The organism is Nocardiopsis sp. YSL2 (assembly GCF_030555055.1).
GTDB lineage: Bacteria > Actinomycetota > Actinomycetes > Streptosporangiales > Streptosporangiaceae > Nocardiopsis.
Map to the genome: position 1 here is coordinate 5,942,167 of NZ_JAMOAO010000001.1, position 16,220 is coordinate 5,958,386.

Consider the following 16,220-nt stretch of genomic DNA (forward strand, 5'->3'; position numbering starts at 1 on the left):
GATGGCGACGCCTTCGGTGACCGCCCCGTAGGCGATCGGGCCGAAGGGTGTGGTCCGCCGCGGCTCGGCCAGGCTGTTCTGCGGGTCAACATGCGCTGGTCGGCACGCAGGCTGCCGTTGGTCCCCGGCCCGGACATCGGCACCGCCGGTACCGCTCCCCGTTCCGTCATCCGCCCGGTCTGCGAGCGCCGACGCCGGACGGGCCCCGCACGCCGACACGTCGACGTGCGGGGCGCCCGTGTGGGAGGAGTGCCCTCACAGAAGGGAGGAGGCGCCCCGGCTCAGCGTGCGCCGGGTTCCGCCTTCCTGCGCGCGCGGTGCTCGCCCAGGAAGTCCCGGTACCAGCGGAAGCTGTCCTTGGGGTGGCGCTCCAGGGTCTCGTAGTCCACCCTGACCAGCCCGAAGCGCCGCTCGTAGCCGAAGGCCCACTCGAAGTTGTCCAGCAGCGACCACACGAAGTAGCCGCGCACGTCGACCCCCGCCTCGATCGCGGCGGCCAGGGCGGCCAGGTGGTCGCGCAGGTAGTCGACGCGCTCGGAGTCGTGCACGAGGCCGTCGGCGTCGGGCCGGTCGTCCTCGGCCGAGCCGTTCTCGGTGATCAGCAGCGGCGGCAGGCCGGGGTAGCGTCGCTTGAGGTCGACCAGCAGGTCGGTGAAGGTGTGCGGGACGACCGGCCAGCCCATGGTCGTGTGCCGCACGCCCTCGAAGGGGACCTGTTCGGTTCCGATGTCCGCGGCCGTGCGCAGTGCCGGGTCGGGCTCGCTGTGCGGGGCGTCGCGCAGCATGATGGGCCGGTAGTAGTTGATCCCCACGAAGTCCAGCGGCCGGGCGATGGTGTCGAGGTCGCCCTCGAGCCGGTAGGAGCCGTCGGCGAGCCCCGGCCAGGTCTCCCGCTCGTTGTCGGGGTAGGCGCCGGTGAGGATCGGGTCCAGCCACGTCCGGTTGTGCAGGGTGCGCGCCCGCTCCACCGCGGCCCGGTCGGCGTCGGAGTCGGTGGCGGGCACCAGGTGGTCGGGGTTGAGGGTGATGCCGACCTGCTCGGCGCCGGCGGCCCGCAGTTCGCCCACGGCCAGCCCGTGGGCGAGGAGGAGGTGGTGGGCGGCGGCCAGCGCGGGGCGGCCCTCGCGGGTGCCGGGCGCGTGGCGGCCCACGGCGTGGCCCACGAACGCCGAGCAGAACGGCTCGTTCAGGGTGATCCATCGGCGCACCCGGTCCCCGAGGCGGTCGGCGACCACGCGGGCGTACTCGGCGAAGCGGTACGCCGTGTCGCGCGCCCGCCAGCCGCCCCCGTCCTCCAGGGCCTGGGGCAGGTCCCAGTGGTAGAGCGTCAGGGCGGGTTCGATCCCCGCCTCCAGGACGGTGTCCACGAGGCGGTCGTAGAAGGCCAGGCCCTCGGCGTTGACGGCTCCGCTCCCGGTGGGCAGCACGCGCGGCCAGGACACGGAGAACCGGTACAGGTCCACGCCCAGGTCGGCCATGAGGGCCACGTCCTCGGCGTAGCGGTGGTAGTGGTCGCAGGCCACGTCACCGCTCTCGCCCCGGGCCACCCGGCCGGGCGTGCGGGAGTAGGTGTCCCAGATGGACGGGCCCCGGCCGCCCTCGGTGGCCGCGCCCTCGACCTGGTAGGCGGCGGTGGCGGTGCCGAAGAGGAGTCCGGGGGGCAGGATCGGGTCGGTCATACTGGGCCCTTCGTGGTTGGGAGCGCTCCCAATCCTAGACCGTGCCCGCGAGGGGGCCGGGCGGCTCCGCTCGCCGCTCGACCGCTCCTGGCCGGTGGGCCGGACCGGGCCCTTGACCCGTTCCCGTACGCCGCCGGTCCGTGGCCGGGGCGCAGGGGAACCGCTCACCCGCGCAGCGGCGCGGCCACCAGCAGCCGCATCTCCAGGGACAGGTCGGCCACCCGTTCCGTGGTCAGCCCGGCGTCGCGCAGCAGGGCCTCGTACTGGTGCTCGGTGCGTTCGGCGCCGCTGGTCATGACCATCATGTGCACGTCGAAGAGGCTGGCCAGCAGCGGGCTGCCGTCGTCGGGCAGGATCCGTTCCAGGATGAGGACGCGACCGCCGGGCTCCAGCGCCTCCCGGCTGCGGCGCAGGACGGCCCGCGCTTCGTCGTCGGACCAGTTGTGCAGGACACGGCTGAGGATGTGGACGTCGGCCCCGGAGGGCACGGACTCCAGGAAGTCCCCGGCCACGAGCGTGGCGCGGCCGCTCTCCAGATGCGCCGAGAGGCGTTCGCTGGCGGCGGGCAGGGCCGTCGGCCGCTCCACGAGCACCCCCCGCAGGTGCGGCGCGTGGTCCAGGACCGTGCAGAGCAGGTCGCCGTCGCCCCCGCCCAGGTCGGCGACCACCGTGGCGTCCGCGAAGTCGTACACGGCGGGCAGGGCCTTGCCGAACCGCCCGCCCGCAGCGATCCCGGCGGAGTAGCGTTCGGCGTCCCCCGGGTGCTCCGACAGGTAGGTGAAGACGTCGGTACCGTGGGCGGCCTCGAAGGCGGTCCGCCCGGTGCGCACCGACTCCTCCAGGCTTCCCCAGGCCCGGGCGAACATGCCGCTGTCGTAGAGCAGCACGAGGTCGCGCAGCCGCGAGGGGTGCTTGCGCTGCAGCCCGGCGCCGGTGCCGGTGAGCTCATAGCGGCCCGCCCTGGGCTGGACGAGGTCGACCGCGCTCAGCAACCGCAGCAGCCGGTGCAGCCGGTCGGGGTGGAGTCCGAGCGCCCCGGCAATCTCCTCCGCGTCGGCGGCGCCCTCCGCCAGGCGGTCCACCACGCCCAGGCGCACGGCGGTGGCCACGGACCGGGCCACCCAGGGGCCGGTCATCAGCCGGATCAGTTCGCGGCCGGCGTTCTCGTCTTCGGTCACCGTGGTCCGCCTTCCGTATCGAGGGGTGTCACAACCAGTTGTTCCGCCTGGACACAAAGTAAAGGGTGATGCAGGCCAACGCCATGCCGGCCGGGGAGAGCGGTCGGCCGAACGCCCGGTGGAAGCCGCGCTGGGGCGCGGTGTTCATCCCGTAGACGGACGGGAGGGGGGCGGGCGCCACCAGGATGCCTCCCCTGGACCTTGGGGCGCTGGTGGGCGGCGGCGGAGTCCTCCGCGGGCCTGGTCGGCGTCGACCCGACGGTCCCGGGCCGGTGCGCCGCGCAGCGCCTGCCGACACGCCCGACGCCCCGCGGGTCATCCGCCCAGGGCCCGGATGGTGATGTTGAGCCGGCCCCGCAGGCCGAGTTCCGCAGGCGCGGTGCCGGGCCGGGTGCGCGGGACCCCGTGGTAGGCCATGCGCGAGGGCCCGCCGAAGACGAACAGGTCGCCGCTGCGCAGTTCGACGTCGGTGTAGGGGCGGGTACGGGTCTCGGTGTTGCCGAAGCGGAACACGCAGGTGTCGCCGAGGCTGAGGGAGACGACCGGGGCGGGCGAGCGCTCGTCGCGGTCCTGGTGCATGCCCATGCGGGCCTCGGCGTCGTAGAAGTTGACCAGGGCGACGTCGTAGGGGTCGGCCCCGGCCGCGGGCGGGGTCCCGTAGGCGGCCCTCACGGCACGGACGGCCAGGTCCCCGAGCAGGCCGGGGAAGGGCTGGACCGGTGTGCCGTCGGGCAGGGTGCGGCTGTAGGAATACGGAGCCCAGTGCCAGCCCAGGCTGGCCATGCGGACGCTCATCGTGCCGCCGCGCGGCATGGTGTGCCGGCGCATCCCGGCGGGCCCGCGCGACCAGTCCCGGCAGCGCCGGACCAGGTCGGCCTGGACGTCGGGCCCGAGCCAGCCGGGCACGTGCACGGCACCGGGCGCCACCTCCACCGCCGGGGTCCCGAACAGCGCGTCGTTCATGCCTCCATGGTCGCCCGCGCGGGCCGTCGGCGCCACCGCGGGTCGGCGGGCCCGGGGCGGCGCGGGCCCGGCACGGCCGAGAACGCCGGGCCCGGGCCCCGGTCAGCGCCGGATGAGGTCGCGGACGTTGACCACGAACAGGACCACGACGACGACGGCGATCGGGACGGAGATCGCGATGCGCCAGTCGGCGATGAAGGCGGCCACCACGCCGACGATGAGGCCCACCACCACCGCGAGCACGGCCAACCCGGTGAGGAACTGCAGGAACCTGCGCCGGGCGATGGAGTCGACGCACGCGAAGGCCACGACGACGCCGAGCATGGCGTACAGCGTGAACGCCCGGTCCAGCAGGAACAGGGGCAGCGCCAGGGAGACCAGCAGCAGCGGGGTGCTCAGGGCCACCCACAGGTGCAGGAAGCGCGTGGAGCGCTGCGCGCCCGAGGCGTAGGGCAGGTGCGGTGCGCGCAGGTGCGCGGTGGGCGGGGGCACCATCGGCGCGTCCGAGGCCAGTGCGCGCAGGTGGGTGTCGCGTTCGTCGGCGGCCAGCACGCGCTCCTCGTAGACCTGCGCGAGTTCGGTCTCCAGGACGTCGATGCGCTCGGAGTGCTCGCGGGCCCGGGTACGTGACTGGGGCTCGCGCTCCAGGACCATCCGGGCGGCGTCGAGTCGGCGCAGGCGGTCACGGCGGCTGACGACCTCGGCGTCGAGTTCGCGGATGCGATCGTCCAGGCCCTGCACGTGGGAGCGCAGCTCGGCGCGGGCGGCGGCCTCGGTGGGCGCGACCTTCTGCAGACCGACCCAGGCCAGCGGGTCGGCCCAGGAGCGGCGGATGCTGCCGTCGCGCTCGTAGCGGGGGCCGCTCGGAGCGCGCTCGCCGTCGAAGAAGTCGCGGGTGTCGCGCCCCCACAGGCCGCGGAAGCCGCGCAGCCAGGGGGTGTCGTCGTCGATGAGGACGGCGTGCCACTCCCGGTCGCCGCCCGGGCCCAGGCGTTCGCCGTCGCCGCGGGCGTAGTCGACGAAGGGCACGCCGATGCCGTGTCGGAGGATGGCGCTGTCGGCGCGGAAGATGCGCTGGCTCAGGCGGCGCCACGCGCGCACCAGGCCGCGCAGGACGGCGGGGTCGACCTGGATGAGGTAGTCGCCGGGCAGCATCTGGTGGGAGTGCGATCCGGCGCCGACGTAGACGACGGGGTGGGAACCCTGTCTGCGCAGGTCCGGGTCCTCCCAGGAGCGGCGCAGGTCGTCCCCCTGGTATTCGTGCGAGGACGCGCCGACCCACACGGGCCGGGTGGAGCCGTCGGGGTTCTCCACGGCGTAGACGGTGACGCGTTCCCAGTCGGCCTCGTGGTCGTTGACGCCGCCGTAGATGGTCCGCCAGTCGTTCATGGCGTAGAAGAACCAGTACTGGAGGACGAGGTAGCCGCCCTCGCGGGTGACCCGGCCGTAGTAGGTGGCGCCGCCGCTGTCCACGCGCTCCCGGTAGCGGGTCACCGCCGCGAAGGTGACGCCGCCGGGCACCGCGCCGCGGATGAGCAGCGAGATCTTCATGAGGATGTCCAGGACGCGGCCCAGGACGCCGACGGCGGCCAGCCGGCCGCTCTTGGGGATGACCGAGCGGGACATGCCCTTGAAGCGCCGTGCCTCCTCGCGCAGCGTCTCCTCCTGGACGAAGCGCAGGTGCTTGTGCCGGTGCGGCCACTCCTCCTCCGCACCGGCCAGACGGTCGAGGGTGAGTTCTCCGGCGGGGACGATGACGCGCTCTCCGCCGCCCTCCTCGATCCACAGACTGCAGTTGCGTACGTAGGCGTCCACGTCGGCGGGGAAGAAGAGCTCCCCCTTCGTGCACATGAGCACGGGTTCGTGGGCGCGCAGGAGTTCGAGGTCAGATTTCGCGGCCATGATTCGCACCAAGCTAGTGCATACGGAGGCGGGTTCGGGCCGCTCGGGCGCGGGTCGGGACGGTGGCGTCGGTCGCCCCCGGGCGGCGGGGGCCGCACGCGAAGATCCGGACGGGGGCGGGGATCGGGCGGTGGAGCGAGGCCGCAGCGGTCTCCCGGCCGCCCCCGTGTGGGCCGCGCCCGGACGTCACTGGCGCTGACCCGCCAGGGACGTACCGCCTTCGAGCGCCGCGTCCGAGCACCGCGCTTCGCCGAGGGCGTCGCGGTCGCCGACGGCGACCGGGGCCCGCTCCGGGGCGCGGGCGTGGGAGCCGGGTTCCCCGGTCCCCCGCTTGTCGGGGCCGGGGTCCTCCGACACGGCCGGGCGGGCGCTGTCGCCGCGTGTGGTGCCCACGCCCGCGACCACCACCAGCGCCATCCCGGCGACCTGCACCAGGGCGGGCGACTGGCCGATGACGACCAGGCCCATGATCAGGCTGACCCCCGGCTCCATGCTGGAGAACGTGCTGTAGGCGGTCCGGCCCATCCGCTGCAGCGCCATCATCTCCAGCAGGAACGGCACCATGGGGAAGAGCAGGGCGATGCCCAGGGTGAACAGGATCAGGTCCAGGTCGGGTGCGGCGAACGCGGCGGGGGCGCCCAGGGGCGCGGAGACGAGGGCTCCGACGGTCATCGTCAGGGCCAGGCCGTGGACGGCCGAGAACCCGGCGCCCACCTTCTGGGTGAGGACGATGTAGGCGACCACGCACACCGCGCCCGCCAGGGCGAAGCCGACGCCCACGAGGTCGAGTTCGCCCAGCCAGGGGCGGGTCAGGCAGACCACGCCGACCACGGCGGCCAGGATCCACACGAGTTCGCGGCGGCGCCGCATCGCGGCGACGGCCACCACGAGCGTGCCGAGGAACTCGATGGAGGTGGCGGTGCCGAGTTCGATCCGCGCCGTCGCCTCGGAATAGAACAGCATCATCCCCGCGCTCGCTGTGCCCAGGATCACCACGGCTCCCAGCTCACGTCGGCTCGCGGCGCGCACCGCCCGCCACAGCGAGGGCCCGCCCAGGGCCAGGAGGAGCAGCGCGGCCCAGGAGAGACGCAGCCACGTGACCGTGGCGGGGCTGGCGTGGGCGAAGGCGGTGACGGCCAGCGCGCTGCCGGTGTGCAGGGTGAACATGCCGATGAGCAGCATGATGGGCGCCGGAACCCGGGCGGGGGCACGGCGCAGCGAGGGAGTCAGGGAGCGGATCACCCCACCATTGGACCGATGCGCTTCGTTTCTGTCCACGGACCATTGGTTGATGAACCATGTAGTTTTAGTGGATGGATTTCACGCGCCTCCGCCTCCTCGTCGAACTCGACCGGCTCGGCACGATGGCGGCAGTGTCCGAGGTCACAGGGATGAGCACGTCGGCGGTCTCCAAACACTTCGCCGTCCTGGAGAAGGAGGCCCGCGTTCCGCTCATCGTCCCCGACGGGCGGCGGGTACGGCTGACCCCGGCCGGCCGGCGCCTGGCGGAGCACGCCGTGGCGATCCTCGCCCGGGTGGAGGAGGCCCGCGCGGAGTTCGACGGCGAGGGCGAGCCCGTCGGGCGCGTCGACCTGGTCATGTACACGAGCGCGGCCCCCGTGGTGCTGCCCGCGCTGCGCCGGCTGCGACAGGACCATCCGGGCATCGACATCCGTCTGACCGAGCACGAGTCCGACCAGGCGCTCGCGCTCCTGCAGGACGGCGGTGCCGATCTCGGGATCGTCTACCAGTACAGTATTCTCCCCCGAGATTTTCCGGGAACACTGTCCGTTCACCCAGTGGGCACTGAGGGTCTCCTCCTGGCCCAGCCCTCCGGGGACGGCGACAGCCGCACGCTGACCCGGCGCAAGCTCCGCGAGTTCGCGCACGCGTCCTGGATCGCCAGCCCCTTCCGGGGCGATGAGGAGGCGCTGATCCGGCGCATGTGCGCCGACGCCGGGTTCATCCCGCGCATCGCGCACCGCATCGACAACCTGCGGCTGTTCGAGGACCTGGTCGCGGCCCGGTCGGGCGTGGGGGTGGTGCCCCGGCTCACGGCGGAGACGCGGCGCGGTGTGGCGCACGCGCCCCTGGGCGAGGTGGGCGGGGTGCGCCAGGTCTACCTGGCCGGGCGTACCGGCAACTGGGCCTGGCGCCCCGTCCGCCTGGTGGCCCGCTACCTGCACGAGTCGGCGACGGGCATCCTGGACGACGTCCCTCCGCTGGACCTGGAGTAGCGCCCGAGACCGGCGTCAGGTCTTCTCCTTGGGGCGCCACGTCCTGCCCCGGCCCGCCTTCCTCGGCTTGGCGGGCAGCGGCCTGGAGGCCGCGGCCTCCTCTGGTGCCGCCGCGACCTGCGCCTGTGTCTGGGCCTGCGTCGTGGCCCGCACCTGGGCCGCCGACCGCTCCGCAGAGGCGGACGCCCGCGAACCGGTACCCCGACCCGCGGTCGGGGCAGGCTCGTCCTGCACAACGGCCTCTGCGGCCGACTCACGCCACGGAGAAGGATCGGTGTCCGTCGGCACCTCCGCTGGCACGGACGGGGCCTCGTCCTTGTCGGGATCGTGCTTCCCGACCCGACCCTCCGGCTCCTCCTTCCCCGGCCCGGCTTCGGCGGGCCGGTCGTCGGCTTCGGAAGCGGTCATGACCTCGTCCCCATCGGGCCCGGCTGCGGTCTCCTCGGTCACGCCGAGTTCGGGAACGCCCTCCCAGAAGGCGTTCGGTTCGGGGTCGTCATTCCCGGCCAGGGTGTCCCAGAAGCCGGACAGGGCCACCGCCTCGGCAGCCGTCCGACGCGGCGCGGGCTCCGGGGCGGGTTCGGCCGCCGCCGCGGGCCGTGCGTCCGCCACGGGCCGGTCGCGGTGAACGCGGATCGCCCGCAGCACCTCGTCGCTGTCGCTCCCCGGCCAGGAGTGGTGGAAGATCGTGGCGAGCGGCGTACTCGTCTCTGTGATGAGGCCGTCCTCCTCGATCACACAGCTCCCGCCGAGCGGCCACCGGCCCAGCAGGACCGCGCTGATGCCGCGGTGCTGGCCGTGCAGCAGCAGCGCGGACAGGGCCGACTCGTGTTCCGGGACGGGCCGTGCGACGAGGACCAGCGGAGCGCGTTCGTCCGTGCGCAGCGCCTCTCCGGAGGTCCGGTGCAACTCGCGCTGGAGTACCGCGAGCGCTTCCGCCATCCCGTCGACCATCCGCACGGGCGGGCAGGGGCGCTCACCGAGCAGCTCCCTACCCTGATCACCGATGAGCCACCCGGTGTCCTCCTCGGTGATCAGCACGCGCGCAACCCCAGAATCCGGGGCGACGAGCGCGTTGACCAGCAGTCGACGGGCCGCGCCCTTCATGCCCGCGCCCGTCAGGCCGATCCCGGGCACGTGTCCCAGTTCCACGCTCACACGGTCGTCGATCTCGTCCTGGGGCGTGGGGCGGGGAGGGACGGGCGGCAGGGCGAGGGGCTGCGTCCGCCGACGCGGCAGCGACAGGACCGCCCGGGGCAGGCGCACGCCTCCCCGCGCCAGGACGTAGCCGCCGAGCACCCCCGCGAACGCCGCGGAGACGGTGACCGCGTGGTCGGGCACCTCCATCACGATGACGCGTTCGGGCTCCTCCTCCCCGTCCCGCTGCGACGCGGAGGCGAGCGCGACCTGCTCCTCGGCCTCCGTGTCCCCTGTCGCGTCGCCCCCGTTCGCCGCGACATCCTCCCCCGCCGTGTCCTCGGGTTCCTCAGCGCTCGCGGGCGCCTGCTCCGGCGGCCCGGTCCGGACCGTGTAGACGAGCTCGACCCTGCGCTGGTCCGCGTGGTCGCCCTCGCGCTGCTGACGCGAGCCGGCCCCCTCGACCGTCGTCTCCGGGGCGGCGTCGCCGAGCTCGGCGGCGAGGTGGTCGGCGACCGCCTGGGCCCTGCGCTCGGAGAGCTCCAGGTTGGTCTGGGCGTCCCCCGTCGGATCGGTGTGCCCGGTGACCAGGACGGGCACGTCGGGGTCGCCGTACTCGCGCAGGAGCTCCACCACCGGGGCCAGGTCCGCGCTCATCCCCTCGGTCAGGTCCGCCGACCCGGTCGCGAACCCCGCGACGACGCGTTCGCGCTCGACACTGCGGGGCCCCTCCTCTGCGTCCGGCGCGGACGCTGGAGCGCTGTCCCCCTGCCCGGGCGCCTCCTCACCGGTGACGGTGTCGGCCAGCGCGTAGGTCGGCGTGACCACGCTCGCGCCGACGGCGGTGGCCGCGACGACCTGCAACGGGCCCAGCGGCCGGAACAGGCCGGGAGTGCCCCGCACGCGCGCCGCACCCTCGACCACGAGGCCCGCCAGGTACAGGCCCCACAGTGCCCACAGCACGACGATCAGGAGCGCAGTGCCCAGTCCGGGCGGCAGCCGCAGGCCGCGCAGGTGGACCAGGGTGCCCGACCACGACAGGTCGAGCTGCGGCCACGACAGGTGCCACACGAGCACGTAGGGAATCCCGAGCAGGACCGCCGACGCGAGGGCGATCGCGCTCGGCTTGCGGAATCGTGACATGGCCGCCTCACTGAACGTCTAGGGGGTGGGCTGCGTGTACGGGCGGGCGCTGGCGGTGGACTCGGTCGTGGTGGTGCCCAGGGGCAGCAGGGTGAAGGTGTAGGGGACCCGGGCCGTCACGGTCACGGTGTCGCCGTCCACGGTGACACTGCCCGTGGCACCGGAGGCGGCGAGGAAGCCCTGTGCGGCGGCGGCCGCGGCGGCGGGGTCCAGCCGCACCGTGTCCCCGCCCTCCCGATAGGCGGCCCAGTCCAACTGCTGTGTCCCCACCCGCGCGGCCTCCTGGGAGAGCGCGAGTGCCTGGGTGTGGCTGCGCAGCAGACCGCCGCCGTCGAAGACCAGGCCGAGGCAGAACACGAACGCGGTGACCAGGACGATGACGAACGCCGTCGCCTGGCCGTCGTCGGACCGGATGTCGCTCACGGCTGCCCCCGGAAGGTGTCCACGGCCACGGTCGAGCTGCCCTGGATCGTGACGCTGCCGGGCACGCCGAGGCCGGACAGGTCGTCCAGGCCGACCCGGCAGTCCAGCACCGCCGTCACGGTGCCGCCCGGCCGGAGGCCGCCGTGGTCCAGGGCCAGGATGTGGTCCGAGCAGATCAGCCCGGATGCGGCCAGGCTCCGAGCGGCGATGTCCGTCGCACCGGCCTCGGCCGCCGGGACGGACCGCTCCAGCGAGGCCGCGCGCGCGGCGGCGTGCGCGGCCTCGTCGGCGATGGAGCCGGCGCCCACCACACGCCCGGCGAGGATCATCAGCAGGGCGAAGGCGATCAGCATCGGGGTGAGCAGTGCCAGCTCCACCGACGCGGCGCCCCGGTCGTCCGAGCGCTGCTTCTTCACGGCTGTGCTCCTGTCTGGGCCTCCGGTGGCACGAAGCGCTCCACCGGCACGGACAGCTCCTGGTGCACCGGCCAGGTCAGTCCGGGGATGAGGGAGGTGACGCTCGCCTCCACCACGGCCCGGACCTCGGTCTCGCCGCGATCGACGGTGACGGTGCGCTCCACCAGCAGCGAGCCGCCGAGCTCGTCGGCGACCGCCTCGGCACCGGCCTGGCCGCCCGCTCCGTCGGCGGTGCGGGCGGCCTCGGCGGACTGGCGTGCGATGGCGGCGGCCAGGTGGTCGCCGTGCATCCACAGCGCCGTCTGGAGGACGAAGAGCATCAGGAGCAGGAGCAGCGGAGTGGCGATCGCGAGTTCCGCGCTGCCCTGGTCGTCGTCGGGGGAGGCCAACGCTCAGCCCAGGGTGATGCTGTTGGCGTAGGTCTCCACGTTCTTGGCGATGATGCCCACCACCGTGGCGGCCATCACCACCAGCAGAGCGATCACCACGACCGTCTCGGTGGAGTAGCCGTGGTCGTCGCGCGGAAGGCCGAGACGGGTGCGGAGGTAGGAGGTGATGCGCTTCATCGGGGGACTCCCAGGGGTCGGATCGGTGTCAGAGGCTGAACAGGACGTGGCTGAGGGCGGGGTAGCCGAGGAGGACGAGGAAACCGGCGAAGAGCAGGACGACGGGCAGGCTCATCCGTTCGGTGTCGGACTGGGCGTCGGCGTCGAGTTCGGCGAGGAACTGCGTACGCAGGGTCTTGGCCTTGGCGGCGAGCGAGGAGCGGATGCGGGCGCCATCGGCACCCGCGAGCTGCAGGCTCGCGGCGAGTTCGTCGAACTCGGGGGTGTCGTAGCGCTCGCCCAGGTCGCGCAGCGCCGTCCAGGGGGGTCGGCGCCGCAGTGCCGCGTCGCGCAGGGCCTCGCGGATGCGGACCATGGCCCAGCCGTCACCCGCGGACCCGGCGTCGGTCAGGGCCCCGTTGACGCCCGCGCCGCCGGCGAGGGAGACCACGACGAGGTCGGCGAACGCGGCCAGGGTGTGCCGCATGCGCTCGCGGCGCTTGCGCGCCTCGTCCCGCAGGGCCAGGTCGGGTGCGAACCAGACCACGAGCGCGAACACGCCCCATGCCAGAGCGGCGTAGCCGGTCGGCAGCGCCACGTCCGCCACTCCGAGGAGCAACCCCAGGAGGGGCGGCACGGTCACGGCCAGGAGCGCTCCGGTGGCCTTCTCGGCCAGAAAGGCCGCCGGGTCGCGTTCGCAGATCTCCAGCTCGCGCAGTGTGCGGGTGCGGGGCAGACCGAGCCCGGCCAGGAGCGGCACACCGAGCGCGCCCAGGCGCGCGAGCGGACCGGTGCTCCGGTCGCGGATCGGAGCCGTCGGGACGGGCGGCCGGGCGGCGAGGCGCTCGGCGAGGGTGGGGCCGGCGAAGCGCACGGCCAGCAGCAGCCACAGGCCCAGGCCGACGAGGGCCCCGGCCGCGGCGGCCGACAGGATCGAGTCGGGGATCACGCCGCCACCTCCGTCTCACGGGGCGCGCCCGCGGAGAGTACGCGGGGGCCGAGCTTGGGCCGCGAGAGCCGGACCAGCCACGCCAGTGCCACGGCCCACAGGGCGCCGATAACGGCGAGCACGGACTGGCCGACGACGCCGTCGAAGGGGTCCAGGTAGTCGGGGCTGAACAGCAGCATGACCACGGCCATCCCCAGGGTCACCGCGATGATGATGCGGGTGGAGGTGCGCACGCGCGCACGCCCGGCCGCCGCGCGCACCAGCATCGCGGCCTGCTCGCGGGCGGCTTCGGCCAGGCTGCCCAGGAGAACGCCCAGGTCGGTGGCATGCCGTGACGTCGCGCTGCTCAGCGCCGCCGCGACCAGGTCGGCGGTGGGGTTGTCGACGTCGTCGGCGAACCGCCGCAGCGCGGCCTGGGGCGGTGTTCCCTGGCGCAGCGCGTCGGAGAGGCGGACGACGTCGGCGCGCACCGGTTCGGGGGCGATGGGGATGGTGGCGGTGATGGCCTGGTGCAGTCCGGCGGCACCGGCCATCAGGTCGCGCAGCATCTCCGTCCACGCCGCGACCGCCTCGATTCCGGCGACCTGCCGTTCGTGGTGCCGGTCGGGTCCGAGCAGGACGGGCGCCCACCAGGCCCCCGCCGCGAGCAGGACCCCGGCGACCGGCCATCCGGTGACGAACCAGACGAGGGCGCCGACGCCCGCCGAGGCGGCGAGGCGGACGGGCCGGTGCCGGTCGGTCAGCGCGGCGCGCAGGCGCGCGGGGCGCACTCCGTTCCGGGGCGGGAACAGTGAGGCGAGGGCGATCCACACCCCGGCCCCGGTGAAGGCGCCGCACATGGCGACGAGGAGGGTCGCGGTCACGTGAACGCTCCCCCCATGCTGACGTCGGTGTGCAGCAGTCCGGCGTCGAACCCGGCGTCGACCAGGGCGTCCAGGGTGTCGGGGCTGGGCGGCGCCGCGGGCAGGCGCTCGCCCGTGCGGGCCCGGCGGTAGATCTCGTTGGAGACGACGTTCTGCCCCTCGGCGCCCACGACCTCGCGGACGCTGGTCACCCTGCGGCCGCCGGTCGGGACGGCCGAGACGTGCACGACCAGGTGGACGGCCGCGGCCACCAGGGAGGCGGTGGCCTCCAGGGGCAGGCGTTCGGCCGACTGGGCGGCGTAGGCGCCCAGCTTGGTGAAGGCGCCCGAGGAGTCGGCGGCGTGCAGCGTGGTGAGGCTGCCGTCGTTGCCCTGGCTCATCGCGTTGAGCAGGGGGACGGTCTCCTGTCCGCGCGTCTCGCCGACGATGACCCGGTCGGGGGACATGCGCAGGGCGGCGCGCACGAGGTCGGCGATGGTGATCTCGCCGACGCCCTCGATGTTGGCGGGCCGGGCCTGGAGGGCGACGCAGTCGGGGTGGGCGTCGGTGTCGCGGTCCAGCCCGAGCTCGAAGACGTCCTCGATGGTGACGAGCCGCTCGGTGGTGGGGATCTCCGAGGCCAGGGCGCGCAGCAGGGTGGTCTTGCCCGCGCCGGTGCCGCCGGTGATGACCGTGTTGCGCCGGGCGAGCACGGCGGCGCGCAGCAGCCGGACCAGGAAGGGGTCCAGGGTACCGAGCTTGCGCAGCCGTTCCAGGGAGGTGCGGCTGTGGCGGTGGCGGCGGATGGACACGGACGGCTGGCGGGCGACCTCCATGACGGCGTTGAGCCGCTCGCCTCCGGGCATCGGCATGTCCAGGATCGGGGCGCCGGGGTCGAAGCGGCGCTCGCCGGTGGCCGACTCGGCGGCGATACGCCGGACCAGGGCGATGAGGCTCTCCGGGTCGTCGAACAGCGGCGGCCGCTGCTCGCGGCGTCCGTCGGCGTAGCGGACCCACACGCTGGAGCCGTTGACGTTGATGTTCTCGATCTCGGGGTCGTCGAGCAGCGGCTGGAGGGGGCCGAGGCCGCAGACCTGGGCGATGGCGCGGCGGGAGATGCCCGCCTCGGCGGCCGGGGACAGGACGGGGCGGCCCGCGGACAGGGCTTCGCTGGCGGCCTCGTCGAGGATGCGGGCGATGACGCGCTCGGCCTCGCGCCGGTAGTCGGCGGCACCGATCTGGGCGTTCTCGCGCAGCAGCTCGCTGAGTCGGCGGGTGGCCTCGGCGGCCGTCCACTCCACCCACTGGTCCTCGCGTTCGGCGGCGCCGGGGTCGAGGTCGAGGGGCTGGGTGGGGTGCTTCTCGAACATCTCGTCGATCCTGCTCATACAGCGACCTCCGTGTGCTCGCGCGGCGACGCCGCGTCGTGGACGAGTGCGTGGGACAGCGACGCCGCCGCGCGGAAGAGGGGGCGGCGCTCGGGGCGGCGCAGGCCCTTCTCGCCGCGGAGGAAGGCGGCGCTGCGGCGGTCCTCGGGGAGCCGGCCCCACACGGGTACGCCCACGGCCTCGGCGATCTCGGCGGTGGAGCCCCGGCCGCCGGTGATGACGGTCCGCAGCCCCGGTACGAGCTCGAAGAGGTAGGCCGCGGACTCCTGGACCCGGCGCAGCTGGGCCAGGTCGTCCCGGGCCAACAGGAGCGCGGTGTCGGCGTGCGCGGCCAGGTGGGCGGTGGCGGTGCGGGGGGCGAGCCGCCCGAGGTCGAGGACGGTCACCGCCCCGGGCGCGGCGGCGAGCGAGGCGGTGTTCTGGGCGAGCAGGCGGACGGCACCGTCCGCGCGGTCGGGCGAGGCCGGCGCGGGGCAGACGGGGAGCCCCCCGGGGAGCGTCTGGGCGTGCTCGGCGGGGCCCGCGCGGTACCCGCCGTCCGCGCCGTGGCGCAGGGCGGCCGCGAGGTCGGTCAGACCCGGTGAGGTCTGGAGCGTGCGCCAGGCGCCGACGTCGCCGCCCGAGGCGTCGGCCTCGACCAGCACGGCGCCGGACTCCTCGGGCCAGACGGCGGCCAGAGCCGTGGCCGCCAGGGTGACACCGGGCGCGCCGCCGAGCGAGAACAGGGCCACGGTCCGGGACATCAGGCGCCTCCCCTGGGCGGGACCTGCACGACGGCGACGCTCTCGGTCGCGGCGGCGGCGGAGATCCGGGCGGCGTCCAGGGCGGAGACGGCGAGTTCGACGATCACCGAGCCGTCGGTGGCGGAGGGCTCCACGCTCTGGACCCGGGCGGGGTAGGCCTCGGACCCGCCGTCCGCGCCCTCGCCCCCGGCGTCCTCGGCGAACACCACGACGGAGACCGCCGATCCGGGCTGCAGGGAGGCGGGGTAGCGCCCGGGCTGAAGCGCGGCGCCCACCACTGCCTCCTCGGCGGCGGGGTAGGCCGCGTCGGGGCCGAGCGCCGTGCCGGGCAGCACGGAGCCGTCGGCCACAGGGACGGTCAGCGGGCGGCCGATGACCTGCTCCAGCTCCTGCTCCCCGATGACGGAGACCCCGTCGGCCACGGTCATACGGACGACCCTGAGGTCGCCGGCGCCCACCACGTGTCCGGCGGGCAGGTCGCCCTCGGCGACCAGGACGCCCTGGCGCTGGTCGAGCCCTTCGACGGCGGTGACGCCCGCCAGGGCGCCGGTCGTGGCCAGGGCCAGGCCCAGGACCAGCCAGCGCCATCGCCGGGGGCCGCTGCCCAGGAGCCGCACCGGCGGCGCCGGGCTCGGTCGGGTGCGGCTCGTGGGGCCGGTGCTTGTGCCCACCATC

General features: G+C 74.5%; 16 protein-coding genes. 1 reads left to right on the forward strand and 15 read right to left on the reverse strand.

All coding sequences use genetic code 11. The features are described 5' to 3' along the window. Positions 1 to 281 precede the first annotated feature (281 nt). The 5 genes from M1P99_RS26320 to M1P99_RS26340 form a co-directional block, all read right to left on the reverse strand. Complete coding sequence (locus M1P99_RS26320; protein ID WP_304455276.1) at positions 282 to 1,679, reverse strand: GH1 family beta-glucosidase; 1,398 nt, start codon at positions 1,677 to 1,679, stop codon at positions 282 to 284. Between the two features lie 164 nt (positions 1,680 to 1,843). Beyond that, the gene (locus M1P99_RS26325; RefSeq protein WP_304455277.1) at positions 1,844 to 2,857 is read right to left on the reverse strand and encodes a methyltransferase; all 1,014 of its coding nucleotides are present in this window, start codon (positions 2,855 to 2,857) and stop codon (positions 1,844 to 1,846) included. 315 nt (positions 2,858 to 3,172) lie between these two features. Next, entirely contained in the window at positions 3,173 to 3,820 is a 648-nt protein-coding gene (locus tag M1P99_RS26330) for an alpha-ketoglutarate-dependent dioxygenase AlkB (protein ID WP_304455278.1), read from the reverse strand. Between the two features lie 102 nt (positions 3,821 to 3,922). Next, entirely contained in the window at positions 3,923 to 5,722 is a 1,800-nt protein-coding gene (locus tag M1P99_RS26335) for a hypothetical protein (RefSeq protein WP_304455279.1), read from the reverse strand. A 186-nt stretch (positions 5,723 to 5,908) separates the two neighbouring features. Continuing rightward, positions 5,909 to 6,964 (reverse strand): DMT family transporter, encoded by a 1,056-nt coding sequence (locus M1P99_RS26340; RefSeq protein ID WP_304455280.1) that lies wholly within the window; start codon positions 6,962 to 6,964, stop codon positions 5,909 to 5,911. A gap of 71 nt (positions 6,965 to 7,035) precedes the next feature. On the opposite strand from M1P99_RS26340, the gene M1P99_RS26345 reads away from it, so the two are divergent. After that, positions 7,036 to 7,959, forward strand: coding sequence for a LysR family transcriptional regulator (locus M1P99_RS26345; protein ID WP_304455281.1), 924 nt, complete (start codon positions 7,036 to 7,038; stop codon positions 7,957 to 7,959). A gap of 15 nt (positions 7,960 to 7,974) precedes the next feature. Here M1P99_RS26345 and M1P99_RS26350 read toward each other — a convergent pair whose 3' ends face one another. From M1P99_RS26350 to M1P99_RS26395, 10 genes are read right to left on the reverse strand one after another with little or no spacing between them, the layout of a single operon-like run. Beyond that, positions 7,975 to 10,239: an OmpA family protein gene (locus tag M1P99_RS26350; RefSeq protein WP_304455282.1), complete on the reverse strand. Its 2,265-nt coding sequence runs from the start codon at positions 10,237 to 10,239 to the stop codon at positions 7,975 to 7,977. An 18-nt stretch (positions 10,240 to 10,257) separates the two neighbouring features. Next, positions 10,258 to 10,662: a pilus assembly protein TadG-related protein gene (locus M1P99_RS26355; RefSeq protein WP_304455283.1), complete on the reverse strand. Its 405-nt coding sequence runs from the start codon at positions 10,660 to 10,662 to the stop codon at positions 10,258 to 10,260. Then, positions 10,659 to 11,078 (reverse strand): TadE family protein, encoded by a 420-nt coding sequence (locus tag M1P99_RS26360; RefSeq protein WP_304455284.1) that lies wholly within the window; start codon positions 11,076 to 11,078, stop codon positions 10,659 to 10,661. Before M1P99_RS26360 ends, M1P99_RS26355 begins: the two co-directional genes overlap by 4 nt. Next, positions 11,075 to 11,467, reverse strand: coding sequence for a TadE/TadG family type IV pilus assembly protein (locus M1P99_RS26365; protein ID WP_304455285.1), 393 nt, complete (start codon positions 11,465 to 11,467; stop codon positions 11,075 to 11,077). Before M1P99_RS26365 ends, M1P99_RS26360 begins: the two co-directional genes overlap by 4 nt. Positions 11,468 to 11,470: 3 nt before the next feature. Beyond that, complete coding sequence (locus M1P99_RS26370; RefSeq protein WP_304455286.1) at positions 11,471 to 11,644, reverse strand: hypothetical protein; 174 nt, start codon at positions 11,642 to 11,644, stop codon at positions 11,471 to 11,473. Between the two features lie 28 nt (positions 11,645 to 11,672). After that, positions 11,673 to 12,572: a type II secretion system F family protein gene (locus M1P99_RS26375; RefSeq protein WP_304455287.1), complete on the reverse strand. Its 900-nt coding sequence runs from the start codon at positions 12,570 to 12,572 to the stop codon at positions 11,673 to 11,675. After that, on the reverse strand, positions 12,569 to 13,411 hold the full coding sequence (locus tag M1P99_RS26380; protein ID WP_304455835.1) for a type II secretion system F family protein: 843 nt from the start codon (positions 13,409 to 13,411) through the stop codon (positions 12,569 to 12,571). Before M1P99_RS26380 ends, M1P99_RS26375 begins: the two co-directional genes overlap by 4 nt. 20 nt (positions 13,412 to 13,431) lie before the next feature. Then, the gene (locus tag M1P99_RS26385; protein ID WP_304455288.1) at positions 13,432 to 14,802 is read right to left on the reverse strand and encodes a CpaF family protein; all 1,371 of its coding nucleotides are present in this window, start codon (positions 14,800 to 14,802) and stop codon (positions 13,432 to 13,434) included. Further along, a complete protein-coding gene (locus M1P99_RS26390; RefSeq protein WP_304455289.1) occupies positions 14,799 to 15,545 on the reverse strand; it encodes a hypothetical protein in 747 nt (248 codons plus the stop codon). The genes M1P99_RS26385 and M1P99_RS26390 overlap by 4 nt, the downstream gene beginning before the upstream one ends. After that, a complete protein-coding gene (locus M1P99_RS26395; RefSeq protein ID WP_304455290.1) occupies positions 15,545 to 16,219 on the reverse strand; it encodes an SAF domain-containing protein in 675 nt (224 codons plus the stop codon). Before M1P99_RS26395 ends, M1P99_RS26390 begins: the two co-directional genes overlap by 1 nt. Position 16,220 lies beyond the last annotated feature (1 nt).

What these genes read in the sequence shown, in the direction of transcription:
- M1P99_RS26320 (WP_304455276.1), bottom strand. Translation starts at nt 1,679, where the DNA reads ATGACCGACCCGATCCTGCCCCCCGGACTCCTCTTCGGCACCGCCACC.
- M1P99_RS26330 (WP_304455278.1), bottom strand. Translation starts at nt 3,820, where the DNA reads ATGAACGACGCGCTGTTCGGGACCCCGGCGGTGGAGGTGGCGCCCGGT.
- M1P99_RS26335 (WP_304455279.1), bottom strand. Translation starts at nt 5,722, where the DNA reads ATGGCCGCGAAATCTGACCTCGAACTCCTGCGCGCCCACGAACCCGTG.
- M1P99_RS26345 (WP_304455281.1), top strand. Translation starts at nt 7,036, where the DNA reads ATGGATTTCACGCGCCTCCGCCTCCTCGTCGAACTCGACCGGCTCGGC.
- M1P99_RS26350 (WP_304455282.1), bottom strand. Translation starts at nt 10,239, where the DNA reads ATGTCACGATTCCGCAAGCCGAGCGCGATCGCCCTCGCGTCGGCGGTC.
- M1P99_RS26370 (WP_304455286.1), bottom strand. Translation starts at nt 11,644, where the DNA reads ATGAAGCGCATCACCTCCTACCTCCGCACCCGTCTCGGCCTTCCGCGC.
- M1P99_RS26380 (WP_304455835.1), bottom strand. Translation starts at nt 13,411, where the DNA reads ATGTGCGGCGCCTTCACCGGGGCCGGGGTGTGGATCGCCCTCGCCTCA.
- M1P99_RS26385 (WP_304455288.1), bottom strand. Translation starts at nt 14,802, where the DNA reads ATGAGCAGGATCGACGAGATGTTCGAGAAGCACCCCACCCAGCCCCTC.
- M1P99_RS26390 (WP_304455289.1), bottom strand. Translation starts at nt 15,545, where the DNA reads ATGTCCCGGACCGTGGCCCTGTTCTCGCTCGGCGGCGCGCCCGGTGTC.
- M1P99_RS26395 (WP_304455290.1), bottom strand. Translation starts at nt 16,219, where the DNA reads ATGGTGGGCACAAGCACCGGCCCCACGAGCCGCACCCGACCGAGCCCG.